The 14063-nt window shown below is 71.5% G+C and carries 13 protein-coding genes; 1 reads left to right on the top strand and 12 read right to left on the bottom strand.

Annotated elements, in window-relative coordinates:
* Nucleotides 1-19: 19 nt before the first annotated feature.
* The 4 genes from FRANCCI3_RS07435 to FRANCCI3_RS07420 all read right to left on the bottom strand — a co-directional run bounded on the left by FRANCCI3_RS07435 (nucleotide 20) and on the right by FRANCCI3_RS07420 (nucleotide 6454).
* A complete protein-coding gene (locus FRANCCI3_RS07435) occupies nucleotides 20-1552 on the bottom strand; it encodes an alpha,alpha-trehalose-phosphate synthase (UDP-forming) (protein WP_011435918.1) in 1533 nt (510 codons plus the stop codon).
* A 269-nt stretch (nucleotides 1553-1821) separates the two neighbouring features.
* The gene (locus FRANCCI3_RS07430) at nucleotides 1822-2085 is read right to left on the bottom strand and encodes a hypothetical protein (RefSeq protein WP_011435917.1); all 264 of its coding nucleotides are present in this window, start codon (nucleotides 2083-2085) and stop codon (nucleotides 1822-1824) included.
* Between the two features lie 6 nt (nucleotides 2086-2091).
* Nucleotides 2092-3333, bottom strand: a complete 1242-nt coding sequence (locus FRANCCI3_RS07425; protein WP_011435916.1) for a hypothetical protein — start codon at nucleotides 3331-3333, stop codon at nucleotides 2092-2094.
* A 4-nt stretch (nucleotides 3334-3337) separates the two neighbouring features.
* Nucleotides 3338-6454, bottom strand: a complete 3117-nt coding sequence (locus FRANCCI3_RS07420) for an FtsK/SpoIIIE domain-containing protein (RefSeq protein WP_023840512.1) — start codon at nucleotides 6452-6454, stop codon at nucleotides 3338-3340.
* A 321-nt stretch (nucleotides 6455-6775) separates the two neighbouring features.
* Between FRANCCI3_RS07420 and FRANCCI3_RS07415 the strand changes: the two genes are divergently transcribed.
* On the top strand, nucleotides 6776-7345 hold the full coding sequence (locus tag FRANCCI3_RS07415) for a hypothetical protein (RefSeq protein ID WP_011435914.1): 570 nt from the start codon (nucleotides 6776-6778) through the stop codon (nucleotides 7343-7345).
* A 60-nt stretch (nucleotides 7346-7405) separates the two neighbouring features.
* On the opposite strand, the gene FRANCCI3_RS07410 is transcribed toward FRANCCI3_RS07415, so the two are convergent.
* The 8 genes from FRANCCI3_RS07410 to FRANCCI3_RS07375 all read right to left on the bottom strand — a co-directional run bounded on the left by FRANCCI3_RS07410 (nucleotide 7406) and on the right by FRANCCI3_RS07375 (nucleotide 14052).
* Entirely contained in the window at nucleotides 7406-8215 is an 810-nt protein-coding gene (locus tag FRANCCI3_RS07410; RefSeq protein WP_011435913.1) for an ABC transporter permease, read from the bottom strand.
* The gene (locus tag FRANCCI3_RS07405; RefSeq protein ID WP_011435912.1) at nucleotides 8212-9327 is read right to left on the bottom strand and encodes a daunorubicin resistance protein DrrA family ABC transporter ATP-binding protein; all 1116 of its coding nucleotides are present in this window, start codon (nucleotides 9325-9327) and stop codon (nucleotides 8212-8214) included. The genes FRANCCI3_RS07410 and FRANCCI3_RS07405 overlap by 4 nt, the downstream gene beginning before the upstream one ends.
* A 55-nt stretch (nucleotides 9328-9382) precedes the next feature.
* Nucleotides 9383-9922 (bottom strand): MerR family transcriptional regulator, encoded by a 540-nt coding sequence (locus FRANCCI3_RS07400; protein ID WP_035958339.1) that lies wholly within the window; start codon nucleotides 9920-9922, stop codon nucleotides 9383-9385.
* A gap of 574 nt (nucleotides 9923-10496) precedes the next feature.
* Complete coding sequence (locus FRANCCI3_RS07395) at nucleotides 10497-10982, bottom strand: bifunctional nuclease family protein (protein WP_009739504.1); 486 nt, start codon at nucleotides 10980-10982, stop codon at nucleotides 10497-10499.
* 167 nt (nucleotides 10983-11149) lie between these two features.
* Complete coding sequence (locus FRANCCI3_RS07390; protein ID WP_011435910.1) at nucleotides 11150-11926, bottom strand: transcriptional regulator FtsR; 777 nt, start codon at nucleotides 11924-11926, stop codon at nucleotides 11150-11152.
* Between the two features lie 16 nt (nucleotides 11927-11942).
* The gene (locus FRANCCI3_RS07385) at nucleotides 11943-12488 is read right to left on the bottom strand and encodes an FHA domain-containing protein (protein WP_009739506.1); all 546 of its coding nucleotides are present in this window, start codon (nucleotides 12486-12488) and stop codon (nucleotides 11943-11945) included.
* A 293-nt stretch (nucleotides 12489-12781) separates the two neighbouring features.
* On the bottom strand, nucleotides 12782-13162 hold the full coding sequence (gene gcvH, locus FRANCCI3_RS07380) for a glycine cleavage system protein GcvH (protein ID WP_011435909.1): 381 nt from the start codon (nucleotides 13160-13162) through the stop codon (nucleotides 12782-12784).
* Nucleotides 13163-13299: 137 nt separating this feature from the next.
* Nucleotides 13300-14052, bottom strand: coding sequence for a DUF881 domain-containing protein (locus FRANCCI3_RS07375; RefSeq protein WP_232234940.1), 753 nt, complete (start codon nucleotides 14050-14052; stop codon nucleotides 13300-13302).
* Nucleotides 14053-14063: the final 11 nt, after the last annotated feature.

Below are 14063 nucleotides of genomic sequence, written 5' to 3'. Positions count from 1 at the left end.
TCCCGCGCCGGGAGCCCGGTCACCCGAATCCGGCGACCCGCCGCAAGTCCACCAACTGGTCGTCGAGCCAGCGCCGCACGTCGTGGGTGCGGACCTGTCTGGCTGCCGCGGCGAGCCGACGATGGCGCTCCTCCATCGGCATCGTCAGCGCGGTGTACAGGGCGTCGGCCATCTGCTGCACGTCGAAGGGGTGCAGGGTAACGGCGAACTCGCCCAGCTCCTCGTGCGCCCCGGCCATCTCCGACAGCGCCAGCACGCCGCCACGCCGGTTGACGACCGCGACCTCCTTCGCGACCAGGTTCATCCCGTCGGCGATCGCGTTGACGATCAGAACGTCACAGATGGAGTAGGCCGCCACGGCGAGCGGGAAGTCCTCGACCATCCGCAGGTCGATCGGCTGGCGCCCCTCCTTGGTATGCCGGGCGTTGATCTCCGCGACGACCGCGCCGATCAGGGCGATGTAGTCGGCGTACTCCGGCACGTCGGTGCGGCTGGGCTGCAGCAGCGCCAGGAAGCTGACCTTGCCCACCAGCTCCGGATGCTGATCGAGTAGGGTGCCGAAGGCCAGAAAGCCACGCACGACGTTCTTGCTGGGGTCGGTGCGGTCCACCCGCAGGATGAGCTGACGGTCATCGTCGAGGAAGATGTAGCGCAGCATCGCCACATGCGCCGCCACCTCCTCGGAGGCCTGCGTAGCGTCCAGCGCCGCCGGGTCGACCGAGATCGGGTGGTACCGGGCGCGGACCACCCGGTCCGCCACCGTCACCGTCAGCTGCTCCAGGTCGATCGGCAGGCCGAGCAGCTCCTGGGCGCACAGGACGAAGTTGCGGGCGTAGCGCCGGGTATGGAAACCGACCACATCACTACCGAGCAGCCCGCGCAGTAGTCGCTCCCGGATGTCGGCGGGCAGGATGCGCCACTCGTCCGGCCCCGGCCAGGGAATGTGGATGAAATGCGTGAGCACCGCATCCGGGCACTGCTCCCGCACCCAGTCAGCCACGAGGTAGAAGTGGTAGTCCTGCAGCAGGACGAGCGCCTTGCCACCCCGCGCGCGCACCTCGTCAACCACCGCGTCGGCGTAGGCCCGGTTGACCGCCGCGTAGCCGTTCTCGAAGGCGTCGTGCTCGGCCCGGGTGAACACCGGTGACAGCGATCGGCCGTAGAGGCCGTGCTGGATGAACCACAGGACCGGGTTGGACCACACGCTGTAGAAGTCGGCGTAGGCGGTCGGATCGGTAACGACGAGCCGGACCCGGATGGCGGGGCCGTCCGGGTCGCCCTCCACGAGCCGGGGCGAGGGATAGGTCTGGACGAGGATGGAGCTCCCGGCGCTCTCCCCGGCGACGGCGACGTCCTCCTCGCTGGCTGCGCCGCACACCCACACCGCGTCGTCGAGATGCTCGGCGAGTCCGGACAGGGCCGAGACGAGGCCGCCCGCCCCCCTGGTGACGGTACGACCGGTGGCGTCCCGGTCGAACCTGACCGGACCGCGATTGGACAGCAGCACGAGCGGCAGGTCGAGCGACAGGTCGAGCGGGTTGAAGTCCGACACGGCGGATGCGGCCTCCTGGTCACGGGCGGTACTCGGCGTCCGGCACCGCTGAACCCGAGCGCCCGAGCGCACGGGGACAATCCGGACTGTAGTAAGCCCGGCTTTCGGATGCACCGCGTTGCAACGCGGCTAGGACGTTGTTACCCAGACCTTCATCTGGTTACTGCTCTCACCCGAAAGGTGTCCTCCTGTAATCAGATGCCCCGGCAAGCCGCAACGGGGAGATCCCGTCCCACGTCGGGAGGCGTGCCGTGCCTCACCCCAGCCGTCTACAGACCGTCCCGGTAGTCCCGAACCTCCTGCACGGCCGATCCCAACGACGCCAGCGACGTCTGCAATGTGTCGCGTGTCTCCACCAGCGCGCTGGTCAACTGTTCGACCGCACGGTGCTCACTGCCGTCGGTCGCCGCGATCACCATCGCCTGCGCCTCCTCGATCATGCTCAGCGCGCCCTCCAACTGCCCGGCCACCTCCTCGGTGCGCCGGAACGCCTCGTCGAGCTGCGCCTTGACGTCGGCGATCGTGCCTGACACCCGTCCTCATCCCTTCCTGGAACCACCGCTTCTGGAACCACCGCTCTTCGATGCGCCGGCCGAAGCCTGCCCGCCGCCGAGGCCGAGACCGAAGCGGACCGCCACCGCGAGCGCGGCCAGCGACGCGATCACCCCGACCGGTTCCATCGGGGCGAGCCGGAACGTAGCCAGCACCATCACCGCGGCCGTGCCCGCTCCCAGGGTGCCCGCCCGCAACACCGCCTTCGCCCCATCCTCGCCGCCGGCCCCGAGGGCGACCAGAACGGCGGCGGCCACTGTCGACCCGACCAGGCATGGCAGCGCGGGCGCGGCGACGAAGGCCCGCAGAAGTCCGACGATCCCGAGGATGAGCAGGCAGGCGAGGGCCGTCAGCAGCCCGGCCGACGCCGGGCCGGTGCCCTTGGAGACGGCCCGCAGCTCGGCGGCCTTGCTCATCGCGTCCAGGCAGAGCTCGTATGCCTGGCGCGGCGCGGTCCGCGGGTCCACCTGCGCGGCGGACGGCTCGTGCGGGCCGCCGGCGCGGCCATCCCGCGCAGCCCGGCCCGCCCCCAGCGGCAGGCCATCCGACCGGTGCCGCTGCCGCGCGAGCCCCCGTCCCGTGCGGTCGGCCTCCCGTCCGGCCTGTGCCAATGATCGGCCCCGCCGATCGCCCGGTTCGGCCGGGACGTACCCGCCCCCGTCGCGGTAGAGGCCGCGATCCGCCGTCCCCTTCTTCGCCAGGCCGACCCGCGGGACGGCGGCAGCCGCTTCGGCCGAGGCGTCGCCGGCCGCCGAGCGCAGCTGGTCGAGCTCGGTGAGCCCATACTGGGCGAGGGGCTCGGCGACCTGGTCCCAGACACTGCGGACCCTGGCCCGGATGTCCTGGGCGGCGTCCCGGTGCCGACGCGCGGCCGCCCGGCCGTCCTGCCGTCGGTCGCGGGCGTCGCGGCCGGCCCGGGCCCGGGCCTCGTCGGACGCACCGAGCAGGCGCCGGTACTGCATCGCCGCCTTGGCCGGATCGTCAAGATCCGGGTCGCCAAGGCCCGCGTCGCCAAGGCCCGCGTCGCCAAGGCCCGCGTCGCCGAACAGGTCGGCGAGATCGGACGCATCCACCGGCACAGATCCAGCCACGATCCCGTTCCGTCCTCTCCCGGCGCCTGCTCGGCCGTCGATCCCCACGTCGCCGACAGCCGCCACGTCGCCGACAGCCGCCACGTCGCCGACAGCCGCCACGTCGCCGTCGCTTCCCGCCCCGTCGTCGGTCCGCATCGGACTACCCCTGATCCAACGGCGCGAACGGCACCACGGTGCGCGGTTCGGCCTGGACGTGCCGGTCGAACAGGACCGCCCGATTCGGCATGGTCCCACCGGTCACCGACCGGTGTCCGGCCAGGACGAACAGGTCGCTGCCGGGTACCCCGGCCGCCACCCACGCGGCGATGTCGTCCCGGTTACCCGGACCGAGGTCCTCGGCCAGCCGGGACACTCCCCGCCACCAGCCCAGCAGGTGCACGCGCTGCGCCGGTCCCCGGCGGGTGAGCGTGCGCAGGTCGTCCAGTCCGGTGCGACGGGTCACCGGGTCACGCGCCTCCAGCCCGGCCCGGCCAGCGTCCATCGCAAAGACGACGACGAGCCGCAGCGGCGGCGCGACCGGGCCCACGCTGCCGGTGAGTGCGGACTCCTCCCGGACACGGGTCTCGTCGGCGGCACCGGCCAGCACCGACCGCAGGCCGGTGACATCGGCGACCCGAACGGGATGCCCGGCCCGGCGCACGCGCGCCGCGAGCACCTCCGCGGCGGCGAGCGCCATCGGCTCCGCGACGATGATCTCGACCACCAGTCCACCGGCCGGGACCTGCGCGGCGACGCTGGCCGCCGCCGCCTGCAGGATGCCGACCGCCTCCCGACGCAGCGGACCGAGCACGGCGAGATGCCGGCCGGGCAGCGCGGCGAGCCGTACCCCGACCGCGGGCGGCGCGAGGTCCAGGGGCACGCCAACCAGCGCGAGGGGATCGACATCGTTCTCGGCACCGTCCCCTGAGCCGCTCCCGGAACCGCAAGCACGCCCCGGCGACGCATCGCCCGCCAGCAGGCTCGGACCGGTTTCGCCACCGTCGCCGATGATCGCTTCGGCCGCAACCGCCTCGACGGCCGTCGGCGCCGGACGCCCGTCCAACGCCTGGTAGATCGGGTTGTCGTCAAGAACCGCGGGGGCGTGACCAGCAAAGACCCGCGGGGGCCTCGCATTCGGCACACTGCGCGCGGTCGTGGCCGCCAGCCGCCCACGCAGCACGCCTATCGCCGCCGGATCCGGGAAGGCGACCCGGACGAGTTCGTTGCCCGCAGGATGGCCGTTGCGCCGGTTGACGATAGCCTCCCCGACGCCCGAGAGCGCGCCGGCAGCCTCGTTCGCCGTGGACAGCAGGACCCGTGACTCCGAGATCGAGGTACGCAGCGCCACGCGCAACGCGAACTGCCCGAAGATCGAACCACGCTTCCCGGCGGTGGCATCGAGCGCGTCGATACCGGACAGCGTCTGGCTGGCGAGCAGCAGATGGACCCCGTAGGCGCGGCCCTGGCGGGCCAGGACCTCCAGGTGCGCGACGGCCTCCCGCGCCACCGAGTCCATCGGGGTGAGCATCACCTGGAACTCGTCGACCACGACGATGATCCGCGGCCAGGCCGAGCTCCGGTCGGCCGCCCGCAGGCCTCGCAGGTCGCGGGCGCCGACCGCGCGCATCGCCACGGCGCGGCGGCGCATCTGTTCACGGACCGCCCGCAGCACCGCGACGCCGAACTCGCGGTCGCTCTCGATGCCGACGGTGTCGGCGTGCGGCAGGTAGAACGGGTCCGTCGGACCGGCGGCAAACTGGGCGAACTCCAGCCCCTCCTTGAAGTCGAGCAGATGGAAGCGGACCTGGTCGGGCCCGTAACGCGCGGCGATCCCGTAGATCACGTCGAGGAGCAACGTCGACTTGCCCGACCCGGCCTGGCCGCCGACGAGGGCGTGCACGGTGTCGTCGTCGAAGGTGAACCCCACCGGCCCGTCGGGGCCCTGCGCCACCTCGACACCCACCCCGGCTGCGCTGTCGAACTCCCACAGGCCGCGGGGCAGCATGTCGCTGATGGCGGGCGGGCGGGCGGCCTCCCGGGTGGCCGCCGCGGCGACCTGAGCCGCGACCGCTGCGACCAGCATGGAGTGCGGCGGCGGGTCCAGCTCGACCCGCAGCAGACCGGTCAGCGACGTGCGCCAGCCTCCCGCGGCGGCCCCGCGCCATCCCGGCCGATCGGCGAGGAGCTCGACCGCGGTGAACACCACCGACCTCGGCAGGGGTTCCGTCACCGAGTCCTCGTCCTCGTCGGCTCCCAGACCGCCGACGTCGGGATCCAGCGGCGTCACCGCATCGGGATCGTCTCGCGAGCCGCCCAGGACCGGCTCCACGCCGGACGGCCGGACCTCCACGATGGAGATCACCACCACCCCGCAGGACGGGCCCTGGGCCGCGATGGCGGCGAGCGCCCGCGCGCCCTCGTCGTGCAGCCGGGGCTCACCAAGCAGCACCAGGACGCGCCAGGGCTCCGAACGCGGAAGCCCGGCCTCCTCCCGCTCCCGCAACGAGTCGAACCGGCCACCGAGCCGGTCCACGGTGATTCTTCCCACCTCCGCCGACAGCTCCGCGAGGACCTCCTCGAGCCGGGCCCGCGTCGTGAGCGTGGGGGTGGCCACACCGGCGGCACGCAGCGGCGCAAAGCCGGCGAGCCCGGCACCGAACTCGTGGGGATCGTAGACGACGAGTCGGACCCACCCGGCCGGCGCCGCGGCGAGGACGCGGGTCAGCAGGCCACGCACGAGGTCGACCGCGGCGGGCCGGCTGGACCGGGTCGTCTCGATCCGCAGGTTCAGGCCGTCCAGCAGCGGGATGGCCAGTGGCACCGTCCGGTGCTGCGCCGTGGGATCGTCGGGCGGCACGATGACCTGACCGACCTGCCACAGAGCGGGCCGGAAACGAGCCCGGTCGCCGACCGGGGCGACGCCGAAGGGGCCGTGCCGCCAGTCGGGCGCCGCCCAGGACGCGCCGGCGAATCCACGCGCCCGGGAACGGGCGATCACGGCGGCCCGGGCGAGCTCCCCGGCGACGTCGAGCCGCCCCGCGCCGGACTCACCGGGGCCACCGACCTTCCCCGAGGCACCGGCCTTCCCGGAAGCACCGGAGCCCACCTCGGTCTCGATCCGGTCCGCCTGCTCATCCAGCCGGTCGGCGAGCGCCAGTGCCGCCCCCAGCGAGGACTGGATGCCGGCCACGAGCGTGCGCGCCCGCCGGGTACCCGACACGTCGACCTCCCCACACTGTGTGTTGCCGTGCTCGGCGTCGAGCCCCCCGACGACCATGACACGTCCGACGGAGCAAACATCCCAGAACGCGCCGACCGGCCGAACTGGCCTGCCGGCGCGACGGTCTGGACACAGGGACATCGCCGGACGAAAGCATGCGACGACATCGGCGACGTTATCGGTACAACCACCCGCCGCCTGGCCGTTCCGGACGACGGCGACGCCGGGACCACCCGAGCGGGCCACCCCCGACCGGCACCAAACCAACGGCGCCGCGCGTGTTCAATGATCCGTCGGGGCAACCGTCCCGGTCAGGTAAGCCAGCGCACCGATCGAAGGGGCGAAGGTCGGCGATGAGCAGGTGGAAAGGGAACGTCGGTGACGGACGCGGCTGACACGGCTGACACGGCGGGCCGCACGGAGACGGCGGGTCCGGCAGGTACGGCAGGTACGGCAGGTACGGCGGCGAAACAGCGACCGCTCGCCGTCATCGACGTCGACGGGGTGGTGGCCGACGTCCGACACCGATTGCGCTTCCTGCGCGCCAGTCCCAGCGACTGGGAGGCGTTCTTCGCGGCGGCGCCCGCCGATCCCCCCCTGGCCGAAGGGGTGGAACTGGCCCGCAAGCTGGCCCGAGACCACGAGGTGGTATGGCTGACCGGCCGGCCGGAGCGTTCCAGAGAGGCGACGCGGCGCTGGCTGACCGAGCAGGATCTGCCGCCGGGTGAGCTGCGGATGCGTCCGGACGCCGACCGTCGGCCGGCTCGGGTGTTCAAACGCGCCGAACTTCGCGAGCTCGGCGCCGGCCGTCGGGTCGCCGTCGTGGTCGACGACGACCCCGCCGTGGTGGACCTGCTGCGCGCCGACGGCTGGCCGGTCCTGCGGGCCGAATGGCTCGCCTACGAGGCGACGCTGGGCAACGCCCAGGAGACCGAGGGCCGCACCTGACCATGAGCCGCGCCTCGGCGATGTCGGGTACGGCCCGCGTCCGGCGGTCGGGCCCGCCGGTCAGCGCGAGGCCGACCGCCGGTACACGCGCGCGGCGAACGGCCCGAACACCACCAACAGACCCAGACACCAGGCGAGGGACTGCAGGAGGACGGAGACGACCGGACCGCCGAGGAACAACGCCCGCACGGCGTCGACGGTCACCGTCACCGGCTGATGCCGGGCGAACGCCTGCAGCCAGCCCGGCATGGTCTCCACCCGGGCGAAGGCCGAGCTGGCGAAGACCAGCGGGAAAATCCAGATGAATCCCGCCGACTGCGCCGCCTCCGCGCTACTCACCGACAGCCCGATGACGGCGGACAGCCAGGAGAAGGCGTACGAGAACAACAGCATCAGCCCGAACCCGGCCAGCGCCGCCGGCACCGTGGTCTCCCCGAACCGGAATCCCACGGCCAGACCTACCAGAAGCATCACCACGACGATGAAGACGTTGCGGGCGAGATCGGCCAGGGTACGGCCGGTGAGCAGCGCCGACCGGCTCATGGGAAGGGAACGGAACCGGTCGATCAGGCCCCGCTGACGGTCCTCCGCCAGCCCCACGCCGGTCAACATCGACCCGAAGATCACCGTCTGTAGGAAGATGCCCGGCATCAGGTAGTCCACGTACTTGACCCCGTCACCCACGTTGATCGCGCCACCGAAGACGTAGGTGAACAGCAGGACGAACATGACCGGCTGGATGGTCGCGAAGATGACGAGCTCGGGTATCCGCCAGGTCTGGATCAGATTGCGCCGGCACATCACCCACGCGTCAGCGACGGCCCACGACAGCCGCCCGCGCCCCGCCGGAGTCAGCTCGATGGTGCTCATATGGTCACCATGTCCTTGTCATCCTTGTCATCCTTGTCATCCCGGTCGTCCTTGTCATCCCGGTCGTCCCGGTCGTCCCGGTCGTCCCGGTCGTCCCGGTCATCAGGGTTGCCGGTGTCGCCACGGCCGTCGCCGCCCGCACGTGCGGGCGGCGTCTCGCTGCCGGCCGAAGCGCGCCCGGTCATAGCGAGGAAGACGTCGTCCAGCGACGGCCGGTGCAGGGCGACGTCGGAAATCGGCACCCCCAGCTCGTCGAGACCCCGGACCACATCGGACAGCACGCTCGCGCCCGGTACCGGCACACTGACCCGACGCGTCTCCCCGTCGGCCGTCGCCGCGCCGGATCCGAACCGGGCGAGCACCGCCCGGGCGGCCTGGACATCCTCGGCGGCGTCACCACCGACGACGATGTCCAGCCGGTCGCCACCGACCTGCGACTTCAGCTCGTTCGGGGTACCCCGCGCGATGACCCGGCCGCCGTCGACCACCGAGATCCGGTGGGCCAGCCGGTCGGCCTCCTCCAGGTACTGCGTCGTGAGCAGGACCGTCGTGCCGTCCCGCACCAGATCGGCGATCACCCTCCACATCGCCGAGCGGCTGCGGGGATCCAGTCCGGTGGTCGGCTCGTCGAGGAACAGCACCGCCGGGTTGATGATCAGACTGGCCGCGAGATCGAGCCGCCGCCGCATCCCGCCCGAGTAGGTACGCGCCTGCCGACCGGCCGACTCGGCGAGCTCGAACCGCTCGAGCAGCTCGACCGCGCGGGCCCGCGCGACGCGGCTGCGCAGACGGTAGAGCCGCCCGAACATCTCCAGGTTCTCCAGGCCGGTGAGCCGCTCGTCGACCGCCGCGTACTGGCCGGTCAGACCGATCCGGGCACGCAGCGCGTCCGCCTGCCGGACGACGTCCAGACCGAGGACCCTGGCCTGGCCGCCGTCCGGGCGCAGCAGGGTCGACAGGATGCGTACCGCCGTCGTCTTGCCGGCTCCGTTGGGCCCCAGCACACCGTGCACGGTGCCGGCATCGACCCGCAGGTCCAGGCCCACCAGCGCTCGTTTGCCGCCGTAGCTCTTCTGCAGGCCCTCGGTGAGGACCGTCGGGTTGTCTGTCACGAGGCGGACCGTACGACGAACCACCGACAGTTCGGAACCGAATAAGGGCGGGGGGCTAGGCCGAGCTCCGCCGGGTCCGACGACTGGCCAGCTCGTCGCCGGGATGGGTCGCCGGCGGATGACCAGGCCGCTCGCAGGGCAGTTCGGCCAGCTGGCCACGCATGTCGCGCAGGGCTCGGCCGACGGCGATGGCGAACACGCCCTGTCCACCCCGGACAAGATCGATCACCTGATCGTCCGAGGTGCACTCGTACACGGTGGAGCCGTCGCTGATCAGGGTGAGCTGCGCCAGGTCGTCCACGCCGCGGGTACGCAGATGTTCCACCGCCACCCGGATGTTCTGCAGCGACACACCGGCCTCGAGCAGCTTGCGGACCACGCGCAGCACCAGGACGTCACGAAAGGAGTACAGCCGTTGGCTGCCGGAACCGGACGCGTCGCGGACGCTGGGGACGACCAGAGCGGTCCGAGCCCAGTAGTCGAGCTGGCGGTAGGTGATGCCCGCCGCGGCGCAAGCCGTCGGCCCCCGGTACCCGACGTCGTCCCCCGGCGGTTCGGGAATCTCATCCGGAAAGAGCTGGCCCTGTTCGATCATCGCTGTACGCACTTCGCCGCCATGCCAGCCCCATCCTCTGGACCGTTCCGGATCCGTCCCGACCGCCGACGTCACCCGACGCCGCCATCCCGGACACCCGGCCCGATCGAACCGTTTCCACTGTCGTGCGGCCTGCCACGATCACCTCGACCGCACGACTCCCCGACCACCGACGGCCGGCGAGGCCGCGACGTGGCACCCCTGTGCCCGTGATCCGGGACCGCCCGTCCACCCGTCGGCACGGAACCGGGCAGAGCACATCACGCCGTTGCCACAGCCCGGCAAGGTCAGAGCCGGAGAGAGCCCGTTCCGCCACGTCTACCGCGGGCAGGGGCACGAACTCTACGGTCGGGCTCTCCCGACCGTAGGAGCGACGCGCGGTTCCTTCAATGATCTAAGCCGGCGTGTCTGGAGTCCAGCGGACGCCATTCAACAGATCGGTCAAATCGGAAGCTCGCCCCGATACTGCCCGCACTGTGGATCACAGTGGATCACAGCCGACCTCGGCCACGGCTCGCTGAAAGTCTCAGCGGCCGACCTGCTCCCAGGCGGGCACGCCAAGGGCCGGGAAACCTCAGGAGCCGGGGGTGTTGAAATCCTCCGGGGAGATCGTGTCAAGGAACTCCCGGAACTTCTCCAGCTCGCTCTCCTGTTCTTGTTCCTGTTCCTCGGGAACGGTGATCCCGGCCTCGGCCAGGACCGCCTCGACCCCGTAGACCGGCGCTCCCATCCGCATCGCCAACGCGATCGCGTCGGACGGCCGGGCGGAGACCTCCACCCCGTTGCCGAACACGAGCGTGGCGAAGAAGACGCCGTCCTGAAGGTCGGTGATGGTCACCCGGGTCAGGTCCGTCTGCAGCGCACGCAACACGTCCCGCATCAGGTCATGGGTCATAGGTCGAGCCGTCGTGATGCCCTCCTGGGCGAAGGCGATCGCCGTCGCCTCGACAGCACCGATCCAGATAGGCAGATACCGCTCACCGCCCACCTCCTTGAGCAGGACGATCGGCTGCTTCGACGGAAGCTCGACTCGCACGCCGACGATGTCCAGCCGATGCACCGATCTACCTCCTCGCAGGTGGGGCGGGGCGGGATGTTGTGACCGGAGCCAGAAAACCCCACAGGGGAGACAGTATCCCCGCTTCCGTCCGGCGTCAGCGCGCCCACCGGTTCGGCTGTCCGGCAAGGCACTCCGAGCGCAGCCCCGACAGCCTCCTCACCTTGGTCTCAACTCGATCGTCCCGCCGCCAGCCGGGAGCGCAACAGGGCCGCGTGCAAGCGGACCAGCAACGCCGCCAGCTCATCGGCGGTCTCGGCGTGCCGTCCCGAACCCTCACCACCGCGCTGGCCCCGCAACGGGGCGACGGCGGCCTCGATGAGACCAGCCTCACGGTCGGCCACCGTACGGGCGGCCCGCAGATGCCGGGGCTGCACGCCGTGGCCGGCCAGCAGCGCCACGGTCCGCGCGACGAGCAGGGCGTCGGAATCGTAGTACCCGCCGCCGGCGATCGGACCCACCAGGCCGTGCTGTTCCAGCTCGGTCAGGGCCTCGTCGCCGAGCCCCGCGGCGGCGAGAAGCTCCCGGCGCGACATTCTGACCCTTTCCGCCCCGAGGAACGCGTCCAGGCCGGTAGGGGCCGGATGCGGGGGCAGCGCGCGGGGTCCAGGCCGATGCACCGGGGTCTCACCGCGGTCGAGCGACGCCAGCTCCTCCTTGATCACGCGCAGCGGAAGAAAGCGCTCCCGCTGCGCGTGCAGGACGTAACGGAGCCGGGCGACGTCGTCGACCGAGTACTTGCGGTAGTTCGCGCTGGTACGGGCGGGTTCGACGAGTCCCTCCGCCTCGAGATAGCGGATCTTCGACAGGGTGATGTCGGCGAAGTCCGCCCGCAGACGGTCGAGAACCTGGCCGATGTTGAGCACCTTCGCGTTCTGTCCGGCCTGGTCCGAGCGCGTTGCGCCCGAACGCGGGGCCGACGATGCCGCGGCGAGGCCGCCGCTCACCGTGGGTCCTTCCTCGTCACCGTGCCGCTGACCCCCCGTAGCTCGCGCCAGTCAGGAACACCAGTCGGAACTTGCCGATCTGCACCTCGTCGCCGCTGGTGAGCTCAGCCGAGTCGATCCGCTCGCGGTTGAGGTAGGTACCGTTCAGGCTCCCGACGTCGCGAACCGAGAAGCCCTTGGTGTACGGCGAGCGATGGAACTCCGCATGCCGACGGGAGACGGTCACATCGTCGAGGAAGATATCGCTCTCGGGATGGCGGCCGACGGTCGTCATGTCGGCGTCCAGCAGAAAACGACTCCCCGCATTCGGCCCCCTCTTGACGACGAGCAACGCCGAGCCGGGAGGTAGCGCGTCAACGGCGGCCACGGCGTCCCGCTCGGTCGACTCGTCGACGTGATCGCCCTCGATGCCGGACAGCGCGGCCGCCAGGTTCAGCGTCGACGTCTGCTCCGCGGGTCTCTCCGGCGCCACGGGCTCACCCGGACGTACCAGAGGAGACCCGCACCGCGCGCAATACAGCGCGTCGGACGGGTTCTGCTGTCCGCACCTCGTGCAGAACACAGTCGCGTCCGCTTCCTGCCGGGATCCCGCACGGGCGGGGTACCCCAGCCGCTTCGGCCGCCACCGGACGGGCGGCGGGAACGTCTCTGCCAACACTGCGATGGTGGTAGCCAGACGTCCGCAGCCCACCCCCATCACCAGGATGATCACATGGCGACGGTCGGGCCGTCCACGATCGTGCCCCGGTGCACTCCGAGGCTAGTGCATCGCGGGCACGGTCGTGAAAAGAGTGCGACCCGTGTTGTTCGGCGTGGCGTGGCCCACCACCCACCAGAAGCACCAACCAGATACTCTCAGTTTTCCTTCACGTGCTCCGCGTACTCTTCGGCGGTCAGTAGGCCGGTGACGTCGACGACATCCGCGACCGTGAGCTCGACGAGCCAGCCTTCCCCATAGGGATCAGAGTTGATCAGTTCCGGCGCACCGGCAAGTGCCTCGTTGCGCGCCGTCACCTCTCCGGCGATCGGCGCGTAGATCTCGGACACGCTCTTGGTCGACTCGACCTCTCCGAAGGACTCACCGGCCTGGACCGCGGAGCCGAGGTCGGGCAGAGAGACAAAGACGATGTCGCCCAGCGCCTCCTGCGCGTAGGACGTGATGCCGACCCGTGCCGTGCTCCCGTCGAGCCGGATCCATTCGTGCTCACGGGTGTACTTCAGGTCGTCCGGGTACACCGGAGATCGCCTCCCCTTGCTCTGACCACTGCGCGGACCGCTCTGCGCCGCCCGGCCCGACGCCATACCGTGCCGCGCCGCGCCGTGAACTCCACCAGGAACCACGTTCCTCGGCTGGCCCGGGGACAGGGGGTCTCCTATCCGGCCGGACGGGCGTAGCGAGGACTCGGAGCGGGTCGCAGCGCACGGATCTCGATGTGCTCGGAGGTCCGAACGGTCGCCTGCGCCCCGTCCCGTGCCGCTACCGTATCGAGCACCCCGCCGGGGATCCGCATCGCCTGGTCCAGCGTGTGGGCGTCGCCCACCACCCGCAGCACGTACGGCGGCGCGATCGACGTGCCGTCGACCACCAACCCCCGCCCGGGCTCGTCGGCCACGTAGGTCGAGACGACCGCTCGGACCCCGGCGATCTCGATCGCCTCGGCGCCCGCGTCCCGTAGCTCCTGCAGGGCGTCGACGAGGATCGAGGCGTCGACCGCGCGGTGAGGGTCCTGGATCGTCAGCTCGAGCCCCGATCCGGTGACCGGCACCATGCCGGTGAGGATCGCCAGCCGGTCGGCCTCGCGACGCACCTCGTCCGGCCCGGCCGCCGGGGCCGGCACCGACGTCGGCACGGGCGGCATCATCGGTTCCGCCTCCCGGCGGAGCTGCTGCTCCCGGGCTGCCAGGGACCGGTCGACGGCGCCGATCGCACCGAGGGTCGCGGCGAGCTCGTCCGGCCGCGCGGTGGCGAGTCCGAAGGACGGCTGCGCGGACCGGGTCGCGGCGACCGCGGCGAAACCGAGACCGGCGAGCAGGACCAGACTCAGGGCACGCCGCGTCCGGGCACGACCCGGCCGGACGTGCCCCGGAACCGGGCTCGGTGTCGGCTCCGACGCGACAGGGACCACGACGGGCGACG

It is taken from the genome of Frankia casuarinae (assembly GCF_000013345.1).
Lineage (GTDB): Bacteria > Actinomycetota > Actinomycetes > Frankiales > Frankiaceae > Frankia > Frankia casuarinae.
The sequence above is the reverse complement of the archived record's forward strand: the minus strand, read 5'-3'. Positions and strand labels throughout refer to the sequence as shown.

Coding starts and splice junctions, on each gene's coding strand:
- FRANCCI3_RS07420 (WP_023840512.1), bottom strand. CDS start 6,454: ATGGTCGTCGGGGGGCTCGACGCCGAGCACGGCAACACACAGTGTGGG.
- FRANCCI3_RS07400 (WP_035958339.1), bottom strand. CDS start 9,922: ATGATCGAACAGGGCCAGCTCTTTCCGGATGAGATTCCCGAACCGCCG.
- FRANCCI3_RS07425 (WP_011435916.1), bottom strand. CDS start 3,333: ATGCGGACCGACGACGGGGCGGGAAGCGACGGCGACGTGGCGGCTGTC.
- FRANCCI3_RS07410 (WP_011435913.1), bottom strand. CDS start 8,215: ATGAGCACCATCGAGCTGACTCCGGCGGGGCGCGGGCGGCTGTCGTGG.